General features: G+C 68.4%; 26 protein-coding genes. 25 read left to right on the top strand and 1 reads right to left on the bottom strand.

Going from position 1 to position 23,714, the window contains the following annotated elements; translation table 11 throughout:
• Positions 1–68: 68 nt before the first annotated feature.
• The 9 genes from ACHAA3_RS00775 (at position 69) to ACHAA3_RS00735 (ending at position 6,860) form a co-directional block, all read left to right on the top strand.
• On the top strand, positions 69–272 hold the full coding sequence (locus ACHAA3_RS00775) for a F0F1 ATP synthase subunit C (protein WP_435707019.1): 204 nt from the start codon (positions 69–71) through the stop codon (positions 270–272).
• Between the two features lie 54 nt (positions 273–326).
• A complete protein-coding gene (locus tag ACHAA3_RS00770) occupies positions 327–863 on the top strand; it encodes a F0F1 ATP synthase subunit B (RefSeq protein ID WP_435707018.1) in 537 nt (178 codons plus the stop codon).
• Complete coding sequence (locus ACHAA3_RS00765) at positions 863–1,675, top strand: F0F1 ATP synthase subunit delta (RefSeq protein WP_435707017.1); 813 nt, start codon at positions 863–865, stop codon at positions 1,673–1,675. Before ACHAA3_RS00770 ends, ACHAA3_RS00765 begins: the two co-directional genes overlap by 1 nt.
• Before the next feature lie 38 nt (positions 1,676–1,713).
• Positions 1,714–3,354 (top strand): F0F1 ATP synthase subunit alpha, encoded by a 1,641-nt coding sequence (gene atpA / locus ACHAA3_RS00760; protein WP_435707016.1) that lies wholly within the window; start codon positions 1,714–1,716, stop codon positions 3,352–3,354.
• Between the two features lie 3 nt (positions 3,355–3,357).
• On the top strand, positions 3,358–4,290 hold the full coding sequence (locus ACHAA3_RS00755; protein ID WP_435707015.1) for a F0F1 ATP synthase subunit gamma: 933 nt from the start codon (positions 3,358–3,360) through the stop codon (positions 4,288–4,290).
• A gap of 11 nt (positions 4,291–4,301) precedes the next feature.
• Positions 4,302–5,765: a F0F1 ATP synthase subunit beta gene (gene atpD / locus ACHAA3_RS00750; protein ID WP_435707014.1), complete on the top strand. Its 1,464-nt coding sequence runs from the start codon at positions 4,302–4,304 to the stop codon at positions 5,763–5,765.
• Positions 5,765–6,154 carry a F0F1 ATP synthase subunit epsilon gene (locus ACHAA3_RS00745; protein ID WP_435707013.1) on the top strand — a complete coding sequence of 130 codons (390 nt, stop codon included), beginning with the start codon at positions 5,765–5,767 and terminating at the stop codon, positions 6,152–6,154. The genes atpD and ACHAA3_RS00745 overlap by 1 nt, the downstream gene beginning before the upstream one ends.
• 31 nt (positions 6,155–6,185) lie before the next feature.
• The gene (locus ACHAA3_RS00740; protein WP_435707012.1) at positions 6,186–6,626 is read left to right on the top strand and encodes a DUF2550 domain-containing protein; all 441 of its coding nucleotides are present in this window, start codon (positions 6,186–6,188) and stop codon (positions 6,624–6,626) included.
• A gap of 69 nt (positions 6,627–6,695) precedes the next feature.
• A complete protein-coding gene (locus ACHAA3_RS00735) occupies positions 6,696–6,860 on the top strand; it encodes a hypothetical protein (RefSeq protein WP_435707011.1) in 165 nt (54 codons plus the stop codon).
• A gap of 86 nt (positions 6,861–6,946) precedes the next feature.
• Here ACHAA3_RS00735 and ACHAA3_RS00730 read toward each other — a convergent pair whose 3' ends face one another.
• Positions 6,947–7,534 carry a cob(I)yrinic acid a,c-diamide adenosyltransferase gene (locus tag ACHAA3_RS00730; RefSeq protein WP_435707010.1) on the bottom strand — a complete coding sequence of 196 codons (588 nt, stop codon included), beginning with the start codon at positions 7,532–7,534 and terminating at the stop codon, positions 6,947–6,949.
• A gap of 88 nt (positions 7,535–7,622) precedes the next feature.
• On the opposite strand from ACHAA3_RS00730, the gene ACHAA3_RS00725 reads away from it, so the two are divergent.
• The 16 genes from ACHAA3_RS00725 to ACHAA3_RS00650 all read left to right on the top strand — a co-directional run bounded on the left by ACHAA3_RS00725 (position 7,623) and on the right by ACHAA3_RS00650 (position 23,677).
• The gene (locus ACHAA3_RS00725) at positions 7,623–9,629 is read left to right on the top strand and encodes a protein meaA (RefSeq protein WP_435707009.1); all 2,007 of its coding nucleotides are present in this window, start codon (positions 7,623–7,625) and stop codon (positions 9,627–9,629) included.
• A 35-nt stretch (positions 9,630–9,664) separates the two neighbouring features.
• Positions 9,665–11,026, top strand: coding sequence for a replication-associated recombination protein A (locus tag ACHAA3_RS00720; RefSeq protein ID WP_435707008.1), 1,362 nt, complete (start codon positions 9,665–9,667; stop codon positions 11,024–11,026).
• 37 nt (positions 11,027–11,063) lie between these two features.
• Positions 11,064–11,585, top strand: coding sequence for a hypothetical protein (locus ACHAA3_RS00715; RefSeq protein ID WP_435707007.1), 522 nt, complete (start codon positions 11,064–11,066; stop codon positions 11,583–11,585).
• The gene (locus tag ACHAA3_RS00710; RefSeq protein WP_435707006.1) at positions 11,582–11,842 is read left to right on the top strand and encodes a DUF6167 family protein; all 261 of its coding nucleotides are present in this window, start codon (positions 11,582–11,584) and stop codon (positions 11,840–11,842) included. The genes ACHAA3_RS00715 and ACHAA3_RS00710 overlap by 4 nt, the downstream gene beginning before the upstream one ends.
• A 10-nt stretch (positions 11,843–11,852) precedes the next feature.
• Positions 11,853–14,516 (top strand): alanine--tRNA ligase, encoded by a 2,664-nt coding sequence (gene alaS, locus ACHAA3_RS00705; RefSeq protein ID WP_435707005.1) that lies wholly within the window; start codon positions 11,853–11,855, stop codon positions 14,514–14,516.
• A 2-nt stretch (positions 14,517–14,518) separates the two neighbouring features.
• A complete protein-coding gene (gene ruvX / locus ACHAA3_RS00700; RefSeq protein ID WP_435707004.1) occupies positions 14,519–15,031 on the top strand; it encodes a Holliday junction resolvase RuvX in 513 nt (170 codons plus the stop codon).
• Positions 15,028–16,194: an endolytic transglycosylase MltG gene (mltG, locus tag ACHAA3_RS00695; RefSeq protein ID WP_435707003.1), complete on the top strand. Its 1,167-nt coding sequence runs from the start codon at positions 15,028–15,030 to the stop codon at positions 16,192–16,194. Before ruvX ends, mltG begins: the two co-directional genes overlap by 4 nt.
• Entirely contained in the window at positions 16,191–17,000 is an 810-nt protein-coding gene (locus tag ACHAA3_RS00690; RefSeq protein WP_435707002.1) for a shikimate dehydrogenase family protein, read from the top strand. The genes mltG and ACHAA3_RS00690 overlap by 4 nt, the downstream gene beginning before the upstream one ends.
• 71 nt (positions 17,001–17,071) lie before the next feature.
• Entirely contained in the window at positions 17,072–17,764 is a 693-nt protein-coding gene (locus ACHAA3_RS00685; RefSeq protein ID WP_435707001.1) for a prepilin peptidase, read from the top strand.
• A 34-nt stretch (positions 17,765–17,798) separates the two neighbouring features.
• Positions 17,799–18,992 (top strand): chorismate synthase, encoded by a 1,194-nt coding sequence (aroC, locus tag ACHAA3_RS00680; RefSeq protein WP_435707000.1) that lies wholly within the window; start codon positions 17,799–17,801, stop codon positions 18,990–18,992.
• Positions 18,989–19,504 carry a shikimate kinase gene (locus ACHAA3_RS00675; protein ID WP_435706999.1) on the top strand — a complete coding sequence of 172 codons (516 nt, stop codon included), beginning with the start codon at positions 18,989–18,991 and terminating at the stop codon, positions 19,502–19,504. The genes aroC and ACHAA3_RS00675 overlap by 4 nt, the downstream gene beginning before the upstream one ends.
• The gene (aroB, locus tag ACHAA3_RS00670) at positions 19,501–20,643 is read left to right on the top strand and encodes a 3-dehydroquinate synthase (protein WP_435706998.1); all 1,143 of its coding nucleotides are present in this window, start codon (positions 19,501–19,503) and stop codon (positions 20,641–20,643) included. The genes ACHAA3_RS00675 and aroB overlap by 4 nt, the downstream gene beginning before the upstream one ends.
• The gene (locus tag ACHAA3_RS00665; protein WP_435706997.1) at positions 20,640–21,710 is read left to right on the top strand and encodes a M24 family metallopeptidase; all 1,071 of its coding nucleotides are present in this window, start codon (positions 20,640–20,642) and stop codon (positions 21,708–21,710) included. The genes aroB and ACHAA3_RS00665 overlap by 4 nt, the downstream gene beginning before the upstream one ends.
• Positions 21,710–22,276: an elongation factor P gene (efp, locus tag ACHAA3_RS00660; protein ID WP_435706996.1), complete on the top strand. Its 567-nt coding sequence runs from the start codon at positions 21,710–21,712 to the stop codon at positions 22,274–22,276. The genes ACHAA3_RS00665 and efp overlap by 1 nt, the downstream gene beginning before the upstream one ends.
• A 16-nt stretch (positions 22,277–22,292) precedes the next feature.
• Positions 22,293–22,706 carry a transcription antitermination factor NusB gene (nusB, locus tag ACHAA3_RS00655; protein ID WP_435706995.1) on the top strand — a complete coding sequence of 138 codons (414 nt, stop codon included), beginning with the start codon at positions 22,293–22,295 and terminating at the stop codon, positions 22,704–22,706.
• Between the two features lie 176 nt (positions 22,707–22,882).
• Entirely contained in the window at positions 22,883–23,677 is a 795-nt protein-coding gene (locus tag ACHAA3_RS00650) for a WecB/TagA/CpsF family glycosyltransferase (RefSeq protein ID WP_435706994.1), read from the top strand.
• The last annotated feature ends 37 nt before the right edge of the window (positions 23,678–23,714 follow it).

Raw genomic sequence — 23,714 nt, 5'->3', positions numbered from 1 at the left:
TCACCACAACTGCATAAGACTTCGCACACCGACGCCGCCTGGCGTCGACTACGAAAGGAACATCCACGATGGATGGCTCGCTCAACATGCTCGGCTACGGCATCGCGACGATCGGTCCCGGCCTCGCCGTCGGCCTGATCTTCGCTGCCTACATCAACGGCGTGGCTCGTCAGCCCGAGGCGCAGGGTCGCCTCCAGACGATCGCCATCTTGGGCTTCGCGCTCGCCGAGGCGCTTGCCATCATCGGCATCGCTCTCGCCTTCGTCCTTTAGTTACGGTTCACCGGACCGTGACCGTACTTCCACGCCACAGATCGAGGTGACGTCGTGAGCTCTGTCTTGCACACCGCTGAAGGCTACGAGATCAACCCGCTCGTCCCCTTCCTGCCCGAGGTCGTGATGGGTGCCGTGTTCTTCGGCATCTTGATCTTCCTCGTCGCGAAGTTCGTGGTGCCCAACTTCGAGAAGGCCTACGCAGACCGCACGGCCGTCATCGAAGGTGGCATCGAGGACGCCAAGCAGGCCCAGAAGGAGGCCCAGGCAGCGCTGGAGAAGTACACCGCCCAGCTTGCCGATGCACGCCACGAGGCTGCTGCCATCCGTGAGGATGCCAAGGAGCAGGGCGCGCAGATCCTGGCCGAGTCCCGGGCCCAGGCCCAGGCCGAGGCCGAGCGGATCACCTCCACGGCACACGCGCAGGTCGAGGCCGAGCGTTCCCAGGTCATCGCGCAGCTGCGTGGTGAGGTCGGCTCGCTCGCGACTGACCTGGCCAGCCGCATCGTCGGCGAGTCCCTCGAGGACGACGACCGTCAGAAGCGAACGGTCGAGCGGTTCATCGCCGAGCTCGAGGGGTCGGCCAACTGATGAAGCACCAGATGCGCGGAGTGTCGGCCGTCTCGTTGACCGACGTGCTCGCCGTGGTCGACGGGGTGAGCAAGCCCGGTGCGGACCTCTCGGCCGAGCTCTTCGCCGCCGTCGCCGCGATCGACGGGGCTCCGGCCCTGCGGCGCATCCTGACCGACCCGTCCACCGACGCCGCAGCCAAGCAGGGTCTGGTGTCATCGGTGTTCGGTGCGAAGCTGGGCGCCGCGTCGATCTCGATCCTCCAGGCCGCCGTGGCGGGACGCTGGAACTCTCCGCGCGACCTGACCGATGGTCTGGAAACTGCGGGAGTGTCGGCGGTCGTGGCAGCAGCAGATGCTGCTGGCGATCTCGATGCGCTCGAGACCGAGGTCTTCGAGATCGGCCGCCTCGTGTCCTCCGACGCCGAGCTGCGCGGGGTGATCTCCGACCGCGGCGTCTCCGCGGACGCCAAGCGCTCCTTGCTGACCAACCTGCTCGACGGCAAGGTCTCTGATTCGGCGCTGGCCCTCGCGGTCCAGGCGGCCGTGGCCCGCCGTGGCTCCTTCGAACGCACGCTGTCCGACTTCGGCGACACCGCCGCAGCCCGGCGCGGTCGTCTGCTCGCCGAGGTCCGCGTGGCCTACACGCTGGACGACGACGAGAAGTCGCGCCTCACGTCCGCATTGGGCGCCAAGTACGGACACGACGTCCACCTCAACATCATCGTCGACCCCTCGGTCGTCGGAGGCATCTCGGTCTCCGTCGGCGACGAAGTGGCCGACGGCACCATGTCCACTCGCCTCGAGACTGCCCGCCGGCAGCTCGCAGGCTGAAGCCCCGCGCGCATCACACACAGAAGGCAGGCACACACATGGCCGAGCTCACGATCAGCCCCGACGACATTCGCGGCGCCCTGCAGAAGTTCGTCTCCGAGTACAAGCCCGAGGCGGCCTCCACCGAGGAGGTCGGCATCGTCGCCGAGGCCGGCGACGGCATCGCCCGCGTCGAGGGCTTGCCCTCGGCCATGGCCAACGAGCTGCTCGAGTTCGAGGACGGCACCCTCGGCCTGGCGCTGAATCTCGACGTCCGCGAGATCGGTGTCGTCATCCTGGGTGACTTCTCTGGCATCGAGGAGGGTCAGCAGGTCCGCCGCACCGGCGAGGTCCTGTCGGTGCCTGTCGGTGACAACTACCTCGGTCGCGTCGTCGATCCGCTCGGCAACCCGATCGACGGCCTCGGCGAGATCGCGAGCGACAAGCGCCGTGCTCTCGAGCTCCAGGCACCCAACGTGATGCAGCGCAAGAGCGTGCACGAGCCGATGATGACCGGTCTGAAGTCCATCGACTCGCTGACGCCCATCGGCCGCGGACAGCGCCAGCTGATCATCGGCGACCGCCAGACGGGCAAGACCGCCATCGCGATCGACACGATCATCAACCAGAAGCAGAACTGGGAGTCCGGCGACGAGAGCAAGCAGGTCCGCTGCATCTACGTCGCCATCGGTCAGAAGGGATCGACCATCGCCGCCGTGCGGGGCGCCCTCGAGGAGTCCGGCGCTCTGGAGTACACCACGATCGTCGCTGCTCCTGCCTCGGACTCGGCCGGCTTCAAGTACCTCGCCCCGTACACCGGCTCGGCCATCGGCCAGGAGTGGATGTACAGCGGCAAGCACGTCCTCATCGTGTTCGACGACCTGTCCAAGCAGGCCGACGCCTACCGCGCCGTCTCGCTGCTGCTGCGTCGTCCGCCGGGCCGCGAGGCCTACCCCGGCGACGTGTTCTACCTGCACTCGCGGTTGCTCGAGCGCTGCGCCAAGCTCAGCGACGAGCTCGGCGCCGGCTCGATGACCGGTTTGCCGATCGTGGAGACCAAGGCCAACGACGTGTCGGCCTTCATCCCGACCAACGTCATCTCGATCACCGACGGCCAGATCTTCTTGCAGTCCGACCTGTTCAACGCCAACCAGCGTCCGGCGGTCGACGTCGGCATCTCGGTCTCGCGCGTCGGTGGTGCGGCCATGCAGAAGTCGATGAAGGCCGTCACCGGTTCACTCAAGGTCGAGCTGGCCCAGTACCGGGCCATGGAGGCATTCGCGATGTTCGCCTCCGACCTCGACGCCGCCTCCAAGCAGCAGCTGGCCCGCGGTCAGCGCATCATGGAGCTGTTCAAGCAGGGCCAGTACGCGCCTTTCCCCGTCGAGGACCAGGTCGTCTCGATCTGGGCCGCGTCCACCGCCAAGCTCGACCCGGTGCCCGTCGAGGACATCAGCCGCTTCGAGACCGAGTTCCTGGACTACCTCAAGCGCTCGCACGGCGGCATCCTCGATGCCATTCGTGAGAGCGGCAAGTTCGAGGACGACAACAAGCAGGCCCTCGAAGGCGCCTACGAGTCGTTCACCGATCAGTTCGAGACCTCCGAGGGCGGCTCGATCAAGGTCGGCCACGAGGAGCACGAGGCTCTGACCGACGATGACGTCGAGCAGGAGCAGATCGTCAAGCAGAAGCGGGGCTGACGTATGGCTGCGTCGGTACGAGAACTACGCGCGAAGATCAGGTCGACCCAAGCGACCAAGAAGATCACCCGCGCCATGGAGCTCATTGCCGCGTCTCGCATCATCAAGGCGCAGCAGCGAGCGGCGGCCTCGGCGCCGTACGCCCGCGAGCTGACCCGCGCGGTGTCCGCGGTGGCGACGTTCTCCAACGTCGACCACCCGCTGACCCGCGAGAAGGAGAACCCCACCAAGGCGGCCGTCCTCGTCGTCTCCAGCGACCGTGGACTCGCCGGCTCCTACTCCTCGGCGGTGCTCAAGGAGGCCGAGCGCCTCGTCGAGAAGCTCACCGGCGAGGGCAAGGAGGTCGACCTGTACCTCGCGGGGCGCAAAGCCGAGGCGTACTACAACTTCCGTCAGCGCGAGTTCGTCCAGTCCTGGTCCGGTTTCTCCGACAGCCCGGACTACTCCGATGCCCGTGAGATCGGCAACGTCCTGGTCGATGCGTTCAACATCGATCCCGAAGCTCTCGAGGAGGACCAGGACGCCGAGCGTGCGGTCGACGAGCTGCACGTGGTCTTCACGCGGTTCCGGTCGATGCTGACCCAGGAGCCGGATGTCATCCGCCTGCTGCCGCTGGAGGTCGTCGAGGGCTCGGATCCTCCCGAGTCCGACGATGTGCTCCCGCTGTACGAGTTCGAGCCGTCGGCCACCGAGGTGCTCGACGCTCTGCTGCCCAAGTACGTGCACAGCCGCTTGTACTACTGCCTGCTGCAGGCGTCAGCCTCCGAGCTGGCCGCCCGCCAGAAGGCGATGAAGTCCGCGACGGACAACGCCGAAGATCTGATCCAGAAGTACACCCGAACTGCCAACCAGGCCCGCCAGGCGGGTATCACCCAGGAAATCAGCGAAATCGTGGGCGGAGCCAATTCCTTGGCCGACGCGAACGCTGGGGAGTGAGAGAAGAGACCATGACTGCCACCATTGACGAGTCCAGCTCCAACCAGGGCGGCACCGGCAGCTCCACGGGCCGCGTGGCCCGCGTGATCGGCCCGGTGCTCGACATCGAGTTCCCCACCGATCAGATCCCCGACATGTACAACGCGCTCAAGGTCGACACCACCATCGACGGTGTCACCGAGACGTTGACCCTCGAGGTCGCGCTGCACATCGGCGACGGACTGGTCCGTGCCATCAGCCTGCGGCCCACCGACGGCATCGTCCGTGGCGCCACGGTCACCGACACCGGCGGACCCATCACGGTCCCGGTCGGCGACCAGACGCTCGGCAAGGTGTTCAACACCACCGGTGATGTCATGAACCTCAAGGAGGGCGAGGCCTGGGAGGTCAAGGAGCGCCGTGGCATCCACGGCAAGGCTCCTGCCTTCGACCAGCTCGAGTCCAAGACCGAGATGTTCGAGACCGGCATCAAGGTCATCGACCTGCTGACGCCGTACGTGCTCGGCGGCAAGATCGGCCTGTTCGGCGGCGCTGGTGTCGGCAAGACCGTGCTGATCCAGGAGATGATCGCCCGTGTCGCTCGCAACCACGGTGGCGTGTCGGTGTTCGCCGGAGTCGGCGAGCGCACCCGTGAAGGCAACGACCTCATCGCCGAGATGGAGGAGGCCGGCGTCCTCGGACAGACCGCCCTCGTCTTCGGCCAGATGGACGAGCCGCCGGGAGCACGTCTGCGCGTCGCCCTGTCGGCCCTGACCATGGCCGAGTACTTCCGCGACGTGCAGAACCAGGACGTGTTGTTGTTCATCGACAACATCTTCCGGTTCACGCAGGCCGGCTCGGAGGTCTCCACGCTGCTCGGCCGCATGCCGTCGGCCGTCGGTTACCAGCCCACGCTGGCCGACGAGATGGGCGTGCTGCAAGAGCGCATCACCTCGACGCGTGGTCACTCGATCACGTCGCTGCAGGCCATCTACGTGCCGGCGGACGACTACACCGACCCGGCCCCGGCCACCACGTTCGCGCACCTGGATGCCACGACCGAGCTCAACCGTGAGATCGCCTCCATGGGCATCTACCCGGCCGTGGACCCGCTGACCTCCACGTCACGCATCCTGGACCCGCGTTACATCGCCGACGACCACTACCGCACGGCGAACCGGGTCAAGTCGATCCTGCAGCGCAACAAGGAGCTGCAGGACATCATCGCGATCCTCGGTGTCGACGAGCTCAGCGAGGAGGACAAGACGCTGGTCTCGCGCGCACGCCGCATCCAGCGCTTCCTGAGCCAGAACACCTACGTGGCCAAGCAGTTCACCGGCATCGAGGGCTCGACGGTCTCCATCGACGAGACCATCGACGGCTTCACCAAGATCTGTGACGGCGACTACGACCACGTGGCCGAGCAGGCCTTCTTCATGTGCGGCGGCCTCGAGGACGTCGACAAGAAGTGGGAAGAAATCCAGAAGGGTCTCTGATGGCATCGTCCAGTGCAGGCAGTCTGCAGGTCGAGCTCGTGGCCGCCGACCGCGTCGTGTGGTCGGGCGAGGCTGACGAGGTCAGCGCGCGCACCGTCGAGGGTGACCTCGGCGTGCTGCGCGGGCACGCGCCCCTGCTGTCGCTGATCGTCCCGGGTGTCGTGGTCATCAAGGCCGTCCACGGTGACACGGTCCGTGCCGCGGTGATCGAGGGGTTCCTCTCGGTCGCTGACGATCACGTCTCGATCCTCAGCGAGGAGATCTTGCTGGAGGCAGAGATCGACACGGACAAGATCCAGCACGAGATCGATCAGGCCAAGGCCGAGGAGGACTACGACGCCGTGCGTCGCGCCGAGGCCAAGTTCCGAACCATCGGCAAGGCCGTCTGAGCTTTTCGGCGTTCTCGCGAAAGGGGAGCTCGTGCCACTGTGGTTGTGGTTGGTCGACTCCCTCGCGCTCATCGTCGGTCTGGCGGTGCTCGTGCTGGTGTGGTTCGTCGTGCGCAGACGAATCCTGGCGGCGCCCGGCAGCTTCGACCTGAGCACCAACCGGCATGCTGATCCAGGCCCCGGTTGGGTGCTCGGGTTCGCTGTCTACGGCGACACCGAGCTGCGGTGGTACCGGACCTTTTCGCTGACTCTGAGGCCGGCCCTGCGCTTCACCCGTGGGTCAGTGCTGATCGAGGGCCGCAGGGCACCCCAGGGCGGAGAGATGCACGCGCTGCACGCCGGCCACGTGGTGGTCGAGACCGACAACGACTGCGGGGTGCGTCAGTTCGCGATGAACCCGAGAGCCCTGACGGGCCTGCTGTCGTGGTTGGAATCCTCCCCGCCAGGACAACGCGTCAACAATGTCCTCTAGTACTGATTGACGATATGCCTCTGGTCCGAGAGAATCATCACAACCAACCCCGAGGCAAAGAGGTACATCGTGTTCGTCAAGCGCCTGACGGCAGCTGCCGTCGTCACAGCCGTGTCCGTCATCGGCATCGCGCCCGCAGCTTCTGCTGCCAAGGCCCCCGCGACGAGTGACACGTCGACCGTCACCATCGTCAAGTCCGGCTCCTACTCCACCAACGGGATCGACTGGGACTGATCAAGTCCGCGCCAAGCCCCACCGTCCCCCGGGGCGGTGGGGCTTCGTCGTCCCGGGGAGGTCAGCGTTCGCCACCGTGCGTGGGGTCAGCGTTCGCCTCCGGGGACCCACAGGATGTCGCCGTCGGTGCGGTTCGCGTGTCGGCCGAGGATGAACAGCAGGTCGCTGAGGCGGTTCAGGTACTTGGCGGTCAGCACGTTCATGGACTCACCGTGCTCGGCATGCGCGGCCCAGGTGGCCCGCTCGGCGCGGCGCACCACGGTGCAGGCCACATGAATGGCCGCGGCCGTCGGGGTGCCTCCGCGCAGGATGAACGAGCGCAGCTTCGGCAGGTCCTCGTTGTAGTGGTCACACCATCCCTCGAGACGGTCGACGTAGTCCGGCTCGACCCGCAGCGGGGGATATTCCGGGTCCTGGACGATCGGGCAGCTCAGATCGGCCCCGACGTCGAACAGGTCGTTCTGGACGTGGGTCAGCACGGCAGCCACGTCGTCGTCCAGGGTTCCCGCAAACTGACGACCGAACGCCAGGGCCAGCCCGAGCTGGGCGTTGGCCTCGTCGACGTCGGCATAGGCCTGCAGGCGCAGGTCGAGCTTGGACGTCTCGCTCATGTCGCCCAGACGGGTCGTCCCGGCGTCGCCGGTGCGGGTGTAGATGCGCGTCAGATTCACCATGGGACTGAGTCTAGATCCCTCGGGTGTGAGCCAGGCCGCTCCAGCAAACAGGTGACCGCTCACATTACGGGAAGGTAACCTGACCGGCATGGCTGACACGAGTGCGGCAGACCTGCCCGAGCGCGATCGACCCTGGGTCATGCGCACCTATGCCGGTCACAGCTCGGCAGCCGAGTCCAACGCCCTGTACCGCAAGAACCTCTCCAAGGGGCAGACCGGGCTCTCGGTGGCCTTCGACCTGCCGACACAGACCGGGTACGACCCGGACCACGTGCTGTCGCGCGGTGAGGTCGGCAAGGTGGGCGTGCCGATCCCGCACCTGGGCACGATGCGGAGGTTGTTCGAGGACATCCCCCTGGACGCGATGAACACCTCCATGACCATCAACGCCACCGCGATGTGGCTGCTGGCGATGTACCAGGTCGCCGCCGAGGAGCAGGGCGTCGATCCGTCCCAGCTGGCCGGCACCACCCAGAACGACATCATCAAGGAGTACCTGTCGCGCGGCACGTACGTGTTCGGCCCGGCGCCGTCGCTGCGACTGACCACCGACATGATCGCCTACACGGTCAGCACCATCCCGAAGTGGAATCCGCTCAACATCTGCAGCTATCACCTGCAGGAGGCCGGCGCGACGCCCACGCAGGAGCTCGCGTACGCGCTGACCACTGCGATCGCGGTGCTCGACGCGGTCAAGGACTCCGGCCAGGTGCCGCCCGAGGAGTTCGAGAACGTCGTGGGGCGCATCTCCTTCTTCGTCAACGCCGGCGTGCGGTTCATCGAGGAGATGTGCAAGATGCGCGCCTTCGGGCGTCTGTGGGACGAGATCACCCGTGAGCGCTATGGCGTGCAGGATCCCAAGATGCGGCGCATGCGTTACGGCGTGCAGGTCAACTCCCTGGGGCTGACCGAGGCGCAGCCCGAGAACAACGTCCAGCGCATCGTGCTGGAGATGCTCGGGGTCACCCTGAGCAAGGATGCTCGCGCCCGCGCCGTGCAGCTGCCAGCCTGGAACGAGGCCCTCGGCCTGCCTCGCCCGTGGGACCAGCAGTGGTCCCTGCGTCTGCAGCAGGTGCTGGCCTTCGAGTCCGACCTGCTGGAGTACGACGACATCTTCGAGGGCTCGGTCGTCATCGAGGCCAAGGTCAACGAGCTGTGCGAGGGCGCCAAGGCCGAGATCGATCGGGTCCAGGCCATGGGCGGTGCAGTCGCTGCCGTGGAGTCCGGGTACATGAAGCAGGCCATGGTCGGTTCGCACGCCGAGCGTCGTGCCCGCATCGAGGCCGGCGACATGTTGGTCGTGGGTGTCAACAGCTACACGGAGACCGAACCGTCGCCGCTGACCGCCGACCTCGACGGCGCCATCATGGCCTCCGATCCGAAGGCGGAGGCCAATGCGATCGCAGAGCTGGAGGTCTGGCGCGAGCAACGCGACGCCGGTGCGGTCGAGGACGCGCTGCAGCGCCTCCAGAACGAGGCCAAGACCGACACCAACCTGATGGAGGCGACCCTCGCCGCCGTGCGGGCCGGCGCCACCGTGGGGGAGTGGGCCGGGGCGCTGCGCGAGGTGTTCGGGGAGTATCGGGCGCCCACTGGAGTCAGCGGTGTGGCCAGCGTCGTCGATGCCGGCGCCGAGCTCACCGCGGTGCGCGAGAAGGTCAAGGCGACCGGCGACGAGCTGGGCACCCGCCTGCGCTTCCTGGTCGGCAAGCCGGGCCTCGACGGCCACTCCAACGGCGCCGAGCAGATCGCGGTGCGCGCCCGCGATGCCGGCTTCGAGGTCGTCTACCAGGGCATCCGGCTGACCCCCGCCCAGATCGTTGCCGCCGCGGTCGCCGAGGACGTGCACTGCGTGGGCCTGTCGATCCTGTCCGGATCCCACATGGAGCTGGTGCCCGACGTGCAGGCCGCCATGAAGGAGGCAGGCATCGGTGACGTCCCGCTGATCGTCGGCGGCATCATTCCCACCTCTGACGCCCGCACGATGGAGGCCGCCGGAGTCGCCGCGGTGTTCACCCCCAAGGACTTCGGCATGACCACGATCATGGACCGCATCGCCGACGAGATCCGCAAGGCCAACGGCCTACCCGTCTGAGCCGCACACCCACCCTCCACCGATAGAGTCAGATCATGGCGTCTGACGGGTTGTTCGACCTGCCGGGCGACTCGACGGTCCCGATGCCGGGTGGGGGGAGTCTGGCCGGCAACACGCACGCATCGGCTCCGCTGGCGGTGCGGATGCGACCGCGAGCGCTCGATGAGCTGGTCGGCCAGCAGCATCTGCTCGCGCCGGGCTCACCGTTGCGTCAGATGATCGACGGCGATCAGCCGCTGACCATCTTGCTGTGGGGGCCTCCGGGCACCGGCAAGACGACGATCGCGAGCCTGCTCAGCGCTCACACCAACCGCCGATTCGTCGAGGTCTCAGCGGTCAGTGCGGGCGTCAAGGAGGTGCGGGAGGTCATCGCCGGCGCCCGACGCGCCCTGGCCAACGGCGTCGAGACCGTGCTGTTCGTCGACGAGGTGCACCGGTTCAGCAAGTCCCAGCAGGATGCACTCCTGCCCGGCGTGGAGAACCGCTGGGTGTCGCTGGTCGCCGCCACGACCGAGAACCCGCACTTCAGCGTCATCTCGCCACTGCTGAGTCGATCCCTGCTGCTGACCCTGCAGAACCTGTCCGACGACGACATCGGCGTGCTGGTGGACCGTGCACTCATCGACGACCGGGGTCTGGCCGATGCAGTCACCTTGACTGACGAGGCCCGCGACCACCTGGTCCGTCTCGCGGGCGGAGACGGTCGGCGTGCGCTGACCTATCTCGAGGCCGCAGCCGGAGCCGCCACGGCCCAGGGCAAGCCCGAGATCGATGTCGACGATGCTGCGCTGGCCGTCGACAAGGCCGCAGTGCGGTACGACCGCGACGGTGACCAGCACTACGACGTGATCAGTGCGTTCATCAAGTCGATCCGCGGATCGGACGTCGACGCCGCCCTGCACTACCTGGCCCGGATGATCGAGGCCGGCGAGGACCCCCGGTTCATCGCACGTCGGCTGATGATCCACGCCAGCGAGGACATCGGTATGGCCGACCCCACGGCCCTGCCCCTGGCCACCGCCACCGCGCAGGCCGTGGCGATGATCGGCTTTCCCGAGGCGCGCATCCCCCTGGCGCAGGCGGTCATCCACCTGACCGCGGCCCCCAAGTCCAACGCCGTGGTCGTCGCCATCGACCGGGCCCAGGCCGATGTTCGCGCGGGCAAGGTGGGGGCCGTGCCCCCGGCGCTGCGCGATGCCCATTACGCGGGCGCCAAGAAGCTCGGTCACGGCCACGACTACGTCTACCCGCACGGTGACGTCCGCGGCGTCGTCGGCCAGCAGTACGCTCCCGACGATGTCGACGGGGCGACCTACTACGAACCGACCGAGCACGGCTTCGAGGCGCGCCTGCGTGAGCGACTCGAGATGATCCGGACCATCTTGCGCGACCGCTGATCTCAAGAACCATCCCCTGCGCGCTAGGCTCGACATCATGTCAACGGAGGTGCTGCTGCTCGCGGCCACGGCCGTGCTGGCCGTCGTTGCGGTGATGGCGGCCCTGATCGCGGTCCGCGCGGTGCGCCGCCTCGATCGTGCTTCTGCACCCTCCGACCAGACAGTGCGCAACGAGGTCGCGACCTCGAGCAGTGCGAGCGCTGAGCTGGTCCGGCTCGGTCCCGACCCTTCCAGGGCGCCCGCGCAGCAGGTAGTCCGACTGGTCGAAGGTCGGGTGGTGGTCTCGCCCACCCAGGAGCAGGTGGTGGCCACGGCGCTGGGGCGTCCTGCGGCCCGTGCCTCGGTCTACGCCGCCGGACTCGCGCACGCCCTGCGGCCCGAGAGCCGTGATCGCATCCAGGCCATCGTGCGTCGCGAGTTCCGCCGTCGTCGTCGGCTGCGGCAACGCGTCGCCCGCCGCGCCGCGCGCCAGATACCGTCCCGCGCCCTGCACCCCGACGAGACCTGGCTCAGCGGCGGAACACCGTCCGGCGACCAGCCACGGGTGGTCGGCGAGTGATCTCCCGAGTCGCCTGGCTGGCAGCAGGTGCGGTCGCTGGCGCCTACGCGACCGTCAAGGGGCGCCGGGCCGCGTATCGTCTCTCGCCCCCGGGCGTGATCGATCAGGTGGCGGCAGCCGGCGCCGGATGGCGCGAGTTCCGCACCGAGATGATCACTGGCATGACGGCCCGCGAGAACGATCTGACCTCCCGACTCGAACAGGCGCCCGCCCCGCGGGACGCCATCGAGTCAGACCTCCCGAAGGACCACCCATGAAGAGCCCCGCATGCTGACTGCTGAGATCCGTCGTCGCTTCCTCGACCACTTCGCGAAGGCCGGCCACACGGTCGTTCCGTCGGCGCCGTTGTTGTTCGACGACCCCAACCTGTTGTTCGTGCCGGCCGGCATGGTGCCGTTCAAGCCGTACTTCCTCGGTCAGGAGACGCCGCCGTGGCCGACGGCCGTCAGCGTCCAGAAGTGCGTGCGCACCCTCGACATCGAGGAGGTCGGCAAGACCACGCGCCACGGCACGTTCTTCCAGATGAACGGCAACTTCTCCTTCGGCCAGTACTTCAAGGAAGGCGCCATGGAGCTCGCCTGGTCGTTGATCACCGGTGATCTCGACGACGGTGGGCTCGGCATCGACCCCGCCACCATCTGGGTCACGGTGCTCGACTCGGACCAGGAGTCCCGTGCTCTGTGGAAGAAGGTCGCGGGCCTGCCCGACGAACGCATCCAGGACCGAGGACTGCTCGACAACTACTGGCACATGGGCGTCGCCGGTCCTGGCGGCCCGTGCAGCGAGATCTACGTCGACCGAGGCCCCGAGTTCGGCCCCGACGGCGGCCCGGTCGTCGACGAGGACCGTTTCCTGGAGATCTGGAACCTGGTCTTCATGGCCGAAGAGATCGCCAACGTCCGCGGCAAGGACCAGTTCGACGTCGTGCAGCCCCTGCCGCAGCCCAACATCGACACCGGCATGGGCCTGGAGCGGGTGGCGTACCTGCTGCAGGGCAAGGCCAACCTGTACGAGACCGATGAGGTCTTCCCGGTCGTCGAGAAGGCCGCCCAGCTCACCGGACGCACCTACGGCGCCGACCACGACGACGACGTGCGATTCCGGGTCGTCGCCGATCACGTCCGCAGCGGCTTGATGCTGATGGGTGACGGCGTCACGCCGGGCAACGAGGGCCGCGGGTACGTGCTGCGTCGCCTGCTGCGCCGGGCCGTGCGCTCGATGCGCTTGCTGGGCTACGAGGATCGGGCGCTGCCCGAGCTGCTGCCGGTCAGCCTGGAGCAGATGAAGACGTCCTACCCCGAGCTCGAGGCCGACTTCGCGCGCATCGCGAAGGTGGCCTATGCCGAGGAGGAGGCGTTCCGGCAGACGCTGGGCAAGGGCACCCAGCTGTTCGAGACCGCAGCGAACCGGGTCAAGGCCGCGGGCGGCACGTCGCTGGCCGGCGATCAGGCCTTCGCCCTGCACGACACGTACGGCTTCCCGATCGACCTGACGCTGGAGATGGCCTCCGAGCAGGGTCTGACGGTCGACGAGGAGGGCTTCCGCTCCCTCATGGGCGAACAGCGCTCGCGGGCCAAGGCGGATGCCAAGTCCAAGAAGGGCAGCCACGCCGACACCACCGTCTACCGCGGCGTCCTCGACGCCAACGGACCGACCGACTGGCGTGCCTACACGACCCTGAGCACCGAGTCGCGTGCACTGGCCCTGATCTCGGACGGTCAGAGTGTGCCTGCGCTGTCGGCCGGGTCGATCGGCGAGGTGGTCCTCGACCGCACGCCGTTCTACGCCGAGTCGGGTGGGCAGCACGCCGACGCGGGGCATCTGCGCTGGTCCACGTCGTCGGGAGAGGGTTCCGTCGAGGTGCTCGACGTCCAGCGGCCGGTCAAGGGGCTCGTGGTGCACCAGGTTCGCGTCCTCGACGGCGAGCTCACCGTCGACACGGCGCTCGAGGCGCAGGTCGATCCTGACTGGCGTCGCGGAGCACGGCAGGCGCACTCGGGCACTCACGTGGTGCACGCAGCGCTGCGCGAGGTGCTCGGGCCGACAGCCCTGCAGGCCGGCTCGTTCAACCGCCCGGGCTACCTGCGGCTCGACTTCGGCTGGAACGGAGCGCTGTCGCCCGATCAGATGAGCAGCGTCGAAGAGGCCTCGAACCGTGCCCTGCGCGAGGACCTCGAGGTCACGGCACAGACGATGTCCTTGCCCGAGGCCCGCGAGTGGGGCGCACTCGCCCTGTTCGGTGAGACCTACGGCGAGGACGTGCGTGTCGTGCAGATCGGCGGTCCGTGGTCGCGCGAGCTGTGCGGTGGCACCCATGTCGAGCGCTCGTCGCAGATCGGCACCGTGGTGCTGACCTCCGACGGCTCGGTCGGTGCCGGCAATCGGCGCATCGAGGCGCTCGTCGGCCTCGAGGGCTTCGCCTACCTGGCTCGCGAGCGTGACGTGGTGCGGCAGCTGACTGACATCCTCAAGACGCAGCCCGGGGACGTCACGGCTCGGGTGCAGGACCTCGTCGACCGGCTCAAGGCGGTCGAGAAGGAGTCCGAGAAGCTCAGGGCAGCCCAGCTGATGGGCGCCGCCGCCGACATCGCCGCCGCGGCCCGCGACATCAACGGCGTCGCCTTCGTCGGACACCACGCGGCGGGCGCCGGTGGTGGTGACGTGCGCTCGCTCGCGCTCGACATCCGCGGTCGCCTGCAGGACCGTCCGGCGGTCGTGGCCGTCATCGGCGATGCCGGCGACAAGCCGATGGCGGTCGTGGCGTTGAACGCGGCGGCCCAGGACCGCGGCCTCAGCGCCAACGACCTGATCGACGTGATCGGCCCGGTCATCGGCGGGCGTGGTGGAGGCAAGGCCGACGTTGCGCAAGGCGGCGGCACGGACGTCTCGGCCATCTCGGCAGCGCTCGACGCCGCAGCGGCGGCGCTGTGACGATGACCGAACCCGACGAGATGCGACCCCGCGACCTGCGCAGGGGGCGACGGATCGGTGTCGACGTCGGTGACGTGCGGATCGGCGTCGCTGCCTGCGATCGAGACGGAATCCTCGCCTCGCCCCTGGAGACGGTGGCGGCCGGCACGCTGGCCGTGGCTCGTCTGGCCGAGATCGTGGACGAGGTCGAGGCGATCGAGTGCGTGGTGGGTCTGCCGATCGGCCTGTCCGGTCGTGAGGGGCCGGCAGCGGCCAAGATCCGAGCCTTCTGTGAGGATCTGTCACGCGCGATCAATCCGGTGACCATCCGACTCATCGATGAGCGAATGTCTACGATGACTGCGGATGCGCTCCTGCGTCAGCAGGGTCGATCTGGTGTCGATCGTCGAAAGGTCATCGATCAGGCTGCGGCCGCGGTGATCCTGGAGACAGCGCTCGACGCCGAACGCATGCGGGGAACCGCCCCGGGTGAGATCTTCGAACGATCCGACCAGCGATGCAATGGTGACTCATGAGTGACAGTGGACTTGACCTGATGACCGGTGGGGGCGACCCCTCCGGCGATGACGGTCGGAGCAACCGGTCGAACGGGCGACGGCGCGCCGAGAAGCCTGCGCGCAAGCCCTGGGCCCGATGGATCCTGGTGCTGGTCGTGCTGCTGGCCCTGGTCTTCGGTGCCTACACCGCCTACGGCAAGGTCCAGACCTACTTCAACGGCCCCGAGGACTTTCCCGGTCCGGGCACGGGCAGCGTGACGGTCGAGATCCCCGAGGGAGCCGGCGGTCAGTCCATCGCGAACATCCTCGAGGACGAGGGTGTCGTCCAGACCGCCGAGGCGTTCTACCAGCTCAGCCTGGTCGATGACCGATTCCAGGCCATCCAGGCCGGCTTCTACGAGCTGCAGGAGGAGATGTCCTCCGACGGTGCGATGGCGATCCTGTCGGACCGATCCAACCGCGTGGAGGGCAAGGTCACCATCCCGGAGGGCGCGAGGGTCGACCAGGTGGTCGAGATCGTGTCCTCGGGCACCGACATCAGCGCCGAGGAGCTGCAAGCCTCGCTCGACGACCCGTCGTCGATCGGGCTGCCCGACATCGCCGGCGGCAATCCCGAGGGCTACCTGTTCCCCGCCACCTACACCGTCGAGCCCGGGGCGAACGCCGAGTCGCTGCTGAGTCAGATGGTGGCCAAGACCGTCGCGGTGGAGCAGGATCTCGACATCGAGGCACGGGCACGCGCCCTGGGGTACAGCGCCAAGGAGATGCTGACCGTGGCGAGCATCCTGGAGTACGAGGCCAACCAGGACGAGGACTACGCCAAGGTCGCGCGGGTGCTGTACAACCGGCTCGACGACGGCATGCCACTGCAGCTGGACTCGACCGTGTCGTACGTCAGCGGCCGCAAGGGCGATGTGTTCACCACGCCCGAAGAGCGCAACGCCGAGTCGGCCTACAACACGTACGCGAACGCGGGACTGCCGCCGGGACCGATCGGGTCACCGGGAGAGAAGACCATCGAGGCAGCGCTCAACCCGGCCGACGGCGACTGGTTGTTCTTCGTCGCGGTGAATCTCGAGACCGGTGACACGGTCTTCTCCGACACGTTCGCGCAGCACAACGTCGCCGTGGCCCAGCTGCAGGAGTACTGCCAGACCGCGCCGGATGGCGTCTGCGGATGAGGTGTGCCGTCCTCGGCTCACCGGTGAAGCACTCGCTGTCCCCGGTGATGCACCGGACGGCTTACCTCGCGCTCGGACTGGACTGGACGTACGAGGCGGTCGAGGTGCCCGAAGGGACCCTCGCGGCCTTCGTCGGGGCGCTGGGCGAGGACGTGCGCGGCTTCTCGATCACCGCGCCGCTGAAGCGCGAGGCCGCCGCGGTGGCTCACCGCAGCAGCACGGTCGTGGACCTGCTGGGCATCGCGAACACCCTGGTGGTCGGCGAGGACGAACGACTCACGGCCGACAACACCGACGTGGCCGGCACGGTCGCGGTTCTGGCCGAACGGGGGGTTGTCGCGTCGACCGCGCGCATCCTCGGTGGGGGTGCGACGGCGGGATCGATCGCGCACGCGATCGCTGGCGCCGGGGTGCGGCATCTCGATCTGGTCGTGCGGGACCCGGCACGGGCGCAGGACGCCCTCGCGATCGCTCGCGGCAGCGGTCTCACGGTGACGGTCTCGAGCCTGGCCGATCCACCGGGTCGACCGGTGGACCTCCTGGTCTCGACGATCCCCGGCGCCGCCGTCACGGACCACGCCGAGCAGTGGGTGGTGGGAGTCTCTGCGGTGTTCGACGTGGTCTACGACCCGTGGCCCACGGCGTTGGCCAGCGCCGCGGAGCGCACCGGTGCGACCGTCGTGTCGGGCCTGGACCTGCTGGCGCACCAGGCGGCCGTGCAGGTGCAGCTGATGACCGGCGAGGTCGTCGAGCCCTCGCTGCTGCGTGACGCGGCGCTCGAGGCCCTGGATCGCCGACGACGCTGAGGGTGCCGGATCGTGTCGCTGTCCTGTGCACGAAACCGCATCTGAGCGGGTGCAGCCACTAGGCTCACCGGGTGGATCCGGTCCTGCTCGTCGCCCTCAGCGCAGTTGCAGCAGCGGCGATCGCCCTGGCCGGGCCTCGTGCCATCTTGGCGCTGCCCGAACCGGCCGAGCCCGAACCGGACAAGATCCCTTACGCGCAGGTCGCGACGATCCGCGGCATCCGCTGGTGGCTCGCGGTGCCGGCGGCGATCGGCGCGGGGGTGGTGGCGTGGCGCATCGAGGTGCCCGAGCTGATGCCCGTGTGGATCGTGCTGGCCGGAGTCGGTGCGTGGTTGTCGTTCATCGACTGGCACACCCGGTACTTACCCTTCGTGCTGGTCGTCCCGCTGTACGTCCTCGTCCTCACGCTGACGGCCATCGGCGCCGCGTGGGCCCGCGACGTCGACCTGGTCGTGCACGCCCTGATCGGCAACGTGGCGCTGTATGCGATCTATCGCGCGATGCACTGGCTGGCGGCACGGTTCTTCGGTGGTGCGTTCGGCTACGGCGACGTACGCCTGTCGGCCGTGATCGGCCTCGCGCTGGGTGCACTCGGACTGGCCGAGACCGTGGTCGGCGGGTACGTCGGATTCCTTCTCGGCGGCATCCTGGGGGCCATCCTGGCCCGGCTGGGGCTGGTGGATCGATCCGGCTTCGCCTTCGGGCCCTACATGCTGCTCGGTGCCGTGATCGGTGTCGCGGCGGGTGGCGTGCTGTACGCCTGAGCGAGGGGCGGTGCCGCCGTGGAAGAATCGCCCCATGCTTCGTTGGTTGACCGCAGGTGAGTCGCACGGCCCCGCCCTGATGGCGGTCCTGGAGGGCCTGCCCGCCGGGGTTCACGTCACCAGCACCGACATCCAGTCCGCACTGGCTCGGCGCCGGTTGGGCTACGGCCGCGGAGCCCGCATGGCCTTCGAGGCCGACGCGCTGGAGATCATCGGCGGCATCAGGCACGGGGTGACGATGGGCAGCCCCGTCGCGATGCGGATCGGCAACAGCGAGTGGCCCAAGTGGGACCAGGTCATGGCGGCCGATCCTGTCGACGACGACGTGCTGGCCGGTCTGAAGCGCAATGCGCCGTTGACGCGGCCTCGGCCCGGCCACGCCGATCTGGCCGGCATGCAGAAGTACGACTTCGACGAGGCCCGGCCGGTGCTCGAGCGGGCCAGCGCTCGCGAGACGGCCGCTCGTGTCGCCCTCGGCGAGGTCGCGGCCCAGTTCATCGCCCAGACCACCGGTGCGACGGTGCTGTCGCACGTCGTCGAGCTCGGCACCGTTCGCGCACCGGCCGGGTCCATCCCCTCGCACACCGATGTCGAGGCGCTCGACGCCAATCCGGTGCGCTGCTTCGACCCCGACACCAGCGACGCGATGGTCGCCGAGATCGACACGGCACACAAGGACGGCGACACGCTCGGCGGTGTGGTCGAGGTCGTGGTCGACGGACTCCCGCCCGGTCTCGGTTCGTACACCCACTGGGACCGCCGCCTCGACGGCCGGCTGGCCGCCGCACTGATGGGCATCCAGGCCATCAAGGGCGTCGAGCTCGGTGACGGCTTCGAGCTCGCCCGCACCCGTGGCTCGCTGGCCCACGACGAGATCGTCCCGACTCCCGGCACCGATGGGAGCTGGGGCATCCGTCGCACGACAGGCCGATCCGGTGGCACCGAGGGCGGGATGACCACCGGCGAGCAGCTGCGGGTCCGGGCCGCGATGAAGCCGATCGCCACCGTGCCGCGGGCGCTCCGCACCGTGGACGTCAGCACCGGCGAGGAGACGCGCGCCCATCACCAACGCTCCGACGTCTGTGCCGTCCCGGCCGCTGGCATCGTGGCCGAGGCCATGGTGGCGCTGGTCGTGGCTGACGCGATCATCGAAAAGTTCGGCGGTGACTCGGTCAGCGAGACCCGTCGCAACGTCGAGACCTATCTCGAGCACCTGAGGTTCGCGTGACCGCTGGACCGGTCGTGGTGCTCGTCGGGCCTCCCGGTGCCGGCAAGACCACGGTGGCCGACGCCGTCGCGGCCCGCTGGAACGTGGCAGTGCGTGACACCGACCACGACATCGAGCGGTCTGCCGGCGTCACGGTGCAGGAGATCTTCATCGACCACGGTGAGCAGCACTTCCGGGCCCTGGAGGAGAAGGCCGTCGCTGCGGCGCTGGCCGAGCACCAAGGTGTGCTGTCGCTGGGCGGCGGTGCGATCCTGAGCGAGACCACGCGCGCCGCGCTCGCCGATCACGCCGTCGTGTTCCTCGACGTCGGACTGGCCGCGGCGGCATCTCGAGTCGGACTCGGCGCGGGCCGACCCTTGCTGCTGGGCAACGTACGGTCCCAGCTGAAGTCGCTGATGGACGCGCGTCGCCCGCTCTACACGGCCGTCGCCACCCACGTCATCGTCACCGACGAGCTCGACGCGAACGGGGTGGCCGACCAGGTCGTCGACCTGATCGGGGCGTCGTCATGACCCGGCGCATCACGATCGACGCCGGTCGTCCCTACGACGTCACGATCGGGGCCGGCGCACGCGACGAGCTGTTGCGTGCCGTCGGCGACGACGCGCTGCGCATCGCGGTGATCCACCCGCCGACGCTCACCGAGATGCTCGAGTCCCTGGTCCAGCCGTTGCGCAACGCCGGGCGCCAGGTCACGTCGATCGAGGTGCCCGACAGCGAGGCGGCCAAGACCGCCGACGTGCTCGCGACCTGCTGGGCGCGTCTGGGTGAGGAGGGCTTCACCCGCTCGGACGTGGTCGTCGGTCTCGGGGGAGGCGCCACCACCGACCTGGCCGGCCTGGTCGCGGCCACGTGGCTGCGGGGCGTGGCCTTCGTGAACGTGCCCACCACCGTGCTCGGCATGGTCGATGCGGCGGTCGGGGGCAAGACCGGCATCAACACACCGCACGGCAAGAACCTTGTTGGCGCCTTCCACGAACCGGCGGCCGTCCTGTGTGATCTCGACGTCCTGGGCAGTCTGCCGATGGCCGAGCTGCGCAGCGGGATGGCCGAGATCCTCAAGTGCGGGTTCATCGCCGACACGGGGACCTCGACGGGGATCCTCGACCTCTTCGAGGCCGATCCCGCTGCAGCCCTCGACCCGACCTCGCCGCTGCTGGCCGAGCTCATCGCCCGCGGCATCGAGGTCAAGGCTCACGCCGTCTCCGGTGATCTGCGCGAGACCAGCGGCTCTGCTGGATTGGTGCCGGGTCCGCACCGTTCTGGAACGGGCATCGGGCGCGAGGCGGTCAACTACGGGCACACCCTGGGGCACGCCATCGAGATCGTGCGCAGGCACCAGATCCGGCACGGCGAGGCGATCAGCATCGGCATGGTGTTCGTCGCCGAGCTGGCCCGGCGCTCCGGACTCATCGGTGCCGAGCTGCTCGATCGACACCGGTCGGTCCTCACGGCGGCGGGGCTGCCGGTGACGTGGGACAAGTCCAGCTCCTCGGACTGGAACGACCTGCTCGCAGCGATGCGTCTGGACAAGAAGTCCCGAGGTGCCCAGCTGAGATTCGTCGTGCTGGAGGATCTCGGGCGCCCCGGAATCCTCGCCGGACCGGACGAGGCCCTGCTGGCGGACTGCTTCCGCGCGGTGACCGCATGAGTGCCGAGCGGCGTCAGCGCCTGGTCACCGAGCTCGCGGCACGTGGGGTGGCGGGCCTGTTGGTGACCACGGCCGAGAACGTGCGCTACCTGAGCGGTTTCTCGGGGTCCAACGGGGCGCTGCTGGTGCCGGCCGACGGCGACGCGGTGCTGTTCACCGATGGGCGCTACCGCGACCAGGCGGCCGCCGAGGCCCCTGATCTGCTCGTCGAGGTGGGTCGCGACCTGCTCGGCGGTGCAGCCAGGCGCATGAGGTCCGACGGGCCGTGGGCCCTGGAGACCCACACCCTCAGCGTCGATGACCACCGCCAGCTCTCCGAGCTCGCGTCGGTGCCGCTGGTGCCGGGCGCGAGGCTCGTCGAAGGTCTGCGCGAGATCAAGGACGACCGCGAGATCGAGTCGTTGCGCACCGCCTGCGCCATCTCCACCGACGCATTGACCTGGTTGCTGGACCAGCCCCTCACCGGCCTCACCGAGCGTCAGATCGCCCGACGCCTGGAGTTCCGCATGCTCGAGACCGGAGCCGAGGCCATTGCCTTCTCCACGATCGTCGCGGCCGGGGAGAACACGGCCATCCCACATCACCAGCCGACCGACCGACCGTTGGACCTCGGCGATCTGCTCAAGGTCGACTTCGGTGCTCGCGTCGACGGCTATCACGCGGACTGCACGCGCACCATGGTCGTGGGTTCGGCGGATGCCTGGCAGCGCGACGTGCACGCCGCGGTCCGCGACTCCCAGGCCGCCGGGGTGCGCGCGTGCACGGACGGCACCACCCTGGCCGAGATCGACCGTGTCTCGCGCTCCTCGCTGGACGTTGCCGGCTGGCTGGACCGGTTCACCACGGGCCTCGGACACGGTGTCGGGCTCCTGATCCACGAGGACCCGTTCATCTCCGCCGCGCACGCCGGTAGACTCGCTCCTCGCACCGTCCTCACGGTGGAGCCGGGCATCTACGTCCCGGGACGTGGGGGAGTGCGCATCGAGGACACCGTCCTCGTGACGAGTGCCCCCGGCCAGCCCGACGTACTCACCCAGATGACCACCGACCTCCTGGAGATCTCCTGATGGCCACCTCGAACGACCTGAAGAACGGCATGGTGCTGAACATCGAACGACAGCTGTGGGCTGTCGTGGAGTTCCAGCACGTCAAGCCCGGCAAGGGCCCTGCCTTCGTCCGCACCAAGCTCAGGAACGTCGAGTCCGGCAAGCTCGTGGACAAGACCTTCAACGCCGGCACCAAGGTCGAGACCGCCACGGTGGATCGCCGCACGATGCAGTACCTGTACAACGACGGCACCAGCTACGTGTTCATGGACAACACCACCTTCGAGCAGCTCGAGGTCGCGCCCTCGGTCATGGGTGACACCGTCGGATTCCTGCTGGAGAACCAGGACGCCGTCGTCGCGACGAACGAGGGTCGTGTCCTGTCCGTCGAGCTTCCCCCCACGGTCGAGCTGCTGGTCGAGTACACCGAACCCGGCCTGCAGGGCGATCGATCCAGCGGAGGCACCAAGCCTGCGCGCCTCGAGACCGGCAAGGAGATCCAGGTCCCGCTGTTCCTGACCGCCGGCGAGAAGATCAAGGTCGACACCCGCGACGGCGGCAGCTACGTCAGCCGCGTGTCCTCGTGAATCTGCGGTCCCACTGATGTCGGCTCGCACCAAGTCCCGCAAGCGTGCTCTCGACGTCCTGTTCGAGTCCGAGCTGCAGGGCCGTCCGCTCGGTGAGTCGCTGACCGAACGCCGAGCTGCTGGCCACGAGTATCCGGCCAACGACTACGCGGTGGCGCTCGTCGAGGGTGTCATCGAGCACCATGAGCGACTCGACGCCCTGATCTCCGAGCACGCGGTCGGGTGGACGCTGGACCGCATGCCGGGCGTCGACCGCAACCTGCTGCGGCTGGGCGCCTACGAGATCCTCTACCTCGACGACGTCCCGGACGCCGTCGCGGTCAGCGAGGCCGTCGATCTGGCCCGCGAGCTGTCCACCGACGAGTCCCCGACCTTCGTGGCCGGACTTCTCAGCCGCCTGGTCGAGCTGAAGCCCTCCCTCGCCCTCTGACCCTCTCTCGCCTCAACCTCCCTCGTTCGTGACTCCCCAGGACGTTGTGCCATAGGGAGTCTCGGGTACAACGTCCTGACCGTGTGCGTCCCCACGAACCCGCGTCATGAGCGAGAGCGCCGGGGCTCTCTCCGGGTGGAACCTGTCACCGCAGGCGGGCCCCTGAGAGCGAGTTCATGATCACCGACGACTTCATCGACCGGATGGCGGACAAGTGTCTGCGCAGCGATGCCGAGCTGGACGCCGCGCTGTGTGATCCCCAGCCCAAGCGCATCCAGACGGTCAACCTGCACCACCTGGCACTCGCCGATCGTGACCCGATCTTCGCGGCGACGATCGAGGCCGCCGACTACATCAGTGCCGACGGCTGGCCCATCGTCACCCTGATGCGCTCGCGCGGCGTCAGGACGCAGCGGGTCACGGGATCGGCGCTGGTGCACCGCATGATCGGCAGCCGAACCTTCGCAGGTCTCAAGGTCGCGATCCTCGGTGCCGATCGTGAGGTCGGCGACGATGTCCGCGGCATGTTCCACGACGCGGGCATGCTCGTGGAGTTCCGCGATCACGGCCGGCGCGACGCGTGGGATCCCCGCGGCCTCGCGCGGCGGCTGGTCGCCGACGACGTCGAGATGTTGCTGATCGCCGTCACCCCGCCCTTCGGCGACCGCATCGGCGAGGCCATCCGACGCTGCGGCTACCACGGCGTCATCGTCAACGTCGGCGGGTCGCTCAACATGGTCACCGGGGCGGCGCAGATGGCTCCGGCCTGGGTGCGGGCCACCAGGACCGAGTGGCTGTTCCGGCTCCTGCAGGAGCCTCGTCGCCTGTTCCGCCGCTACCTCATCGAGTGTCCGCCGGTCTTCCTCAAGCACGTGCTGCCCACCTACTGGCGCCGCTCGCGCACCGTCGCGCCGGAGACTCTCCGCGACGGGTTCGCCCAGCCGCACGAAGACCTGTCACGCGCCGCCTGAACCGTCCGCGGGCGCTGATAAGGTGATCGCGATCGAC

It is taken from the genome of Aeromicrobium sp. CF3.5, assembly GCF_051262695.1.
Classification (GTDB): Bacteria; Actinomycetota; Actinomycetes; order Propionibacteriales; family Nocardioidaceae; genus Aeromicrobium.
This window is presented reverse-complemented; position numbering and strand designations above follow the sequence as displayed.

What these genes read in the sequence shown, in the direction of transcription:
- mltG (WP_435707003.1), top strand. Translation starts at nt 15,028, where the DNA reads ATGAGTGACAGTGGACTTGACCTGATGACCGGTGGGGGCGACCCCTCC.
- efp (WP_435706996.1), top strand. Translation starts at nt 21,710, where the DNA reads ATGGCCACCTCGAACGACCTGAAGAACGGCATGGTGCTGAACATCGAA.
- atpA (WP_435707016.1), top strand. Translation starts at nt 1,714, where the DNA reads ATGGCCGAGCTCACGATCAGCCCCGACGACATTCGCGGCGCCCTGCAG.
- ACHAA3_RS00715 (WP_435707007.1), top strand. Translation starts at nt 11,064, where the DNA reads ATGTCAACGGAGGTGCTGCTGCTCGCGGCCACGGCCGTGCTGGCCGTC.
- aroC (WP_435707000.1), top strand. Translation starts at nt 17,799, where the DNA reads ATGCTTCGTTGGTTGACCGCAGGTGAGTCGCACGGCCCCGCCCTGATG.
- ACHAA3_RS00755 (WP_435707015.1), top strand. Translation starts at nt 3,358, where the DNA reads ATGGCTGCGTCGGTACGAGAACTACGCGCGAAGATCAGGTCGACCCAA.
- nusB (WP_435706995.1), top strand. Translation starts at nt 22,293, where the DNA reads ATGTCGGCTCGCACCAAGTCCCGCAAGCGTGCTCTCGACGTCCTGTTC.
- atpD (WP_435707014.1), top strand. Translation starts at nt 4,302, where the DNA reads ATGACTGCCACCATTGACGAGTCCAGCTCCAACCAGGGCGGCACCGGC.
- ACHAA3_RS00745 (WP_435707013.1), top strand. Translation starts at nt 5,765, where the DNA reads ATGGCATCGTCCAGTGCAGGCAGTCTGCAGGTCGAGCTCGTGGCCGCC.
- ACHAA3_RS00725 (WP_435707009.1), top strand. Translation starts at nt 7,623, where the DNA reads ATGGCTGACACGAGTGCGGCAGACCTGCCCGAGCGCGATCGACCCTGG.
- aroB (WP_435706998.1), top strand. Translation starts at nt 19,501, where the DNA reads ATGACCCGGCGCATCACGATCGACGCCGGTCGTCCCTACGACGTCACG.
- ruvX (WP_435707004.1), top strand. Translation starts at nt 14,519, where the DNA reads ATGACCGAACCCGACGAGATGCGACCCCGCGACCTGCGCAGGGGGCGA.
- ACHAA3_RS00775 (WP_435707019.1), top strand. Translation starts at nt 69, where the DNA reads ATGGATGGCTCGCTCAACATGCTCGGCTACGGCATCGCGACGATCGGT.
- ACHAA3_RS00720 (WP_435707008.1), top strand. Translation starts at nt 9,665, where the DNA reads ATGGCGTCTGACGGGTTGTTCGACCTGCCGGGCGACTCGACGGTCCCG.
- alaS (WP_435707005.1), top strand. Translation starts at nt 11,853, where the DNA reads ATGCTGACTGCTGAGATCCGTCGTCGCTTCCTCGACCACTTCGCGAAG.
- ACHAA3_RS00690 (WP_435707002.1), top strand. Translation starts at nt 16,191, where the DNA reads ATGAGGTGTGCCGTCCTCGGCTCACCGGTGAAGCACTCGCTGTCCCCG.
- ACHAA3_RS00765 (WP_435707017.1), top strand. Translation starts at nt 863, where the DNA reads ATGAAGCACCAGATGCGCGGAGTGTCGGCCGTCTCGTTGACCGACGTG.
- ACHAA3_RS00665 (WP_435706997.1), top strand. Translation starts at nt 20,640, where the DNA reads ATGAGTGCCGAGCGGCGTCAGCGCCTGGTCACCGAGCTCGCGGCACGT.
- ACHAA3_RS00730 (WP_435707010.1), bottom strand. Translation starts at nt 7,534, where the DNA reads ATGGTGAATCTGACGCGCATCTACACCCGCACCGGCGACGCCGGGACG.
- ACHAA3_RS00650 (WP_435706994.1), top strand. Translation starts at nt 22,883, where the DNA reads ATGATCACCGACGACTTCATCGACCGGATGGCGGACAAGTGTCTGCGC.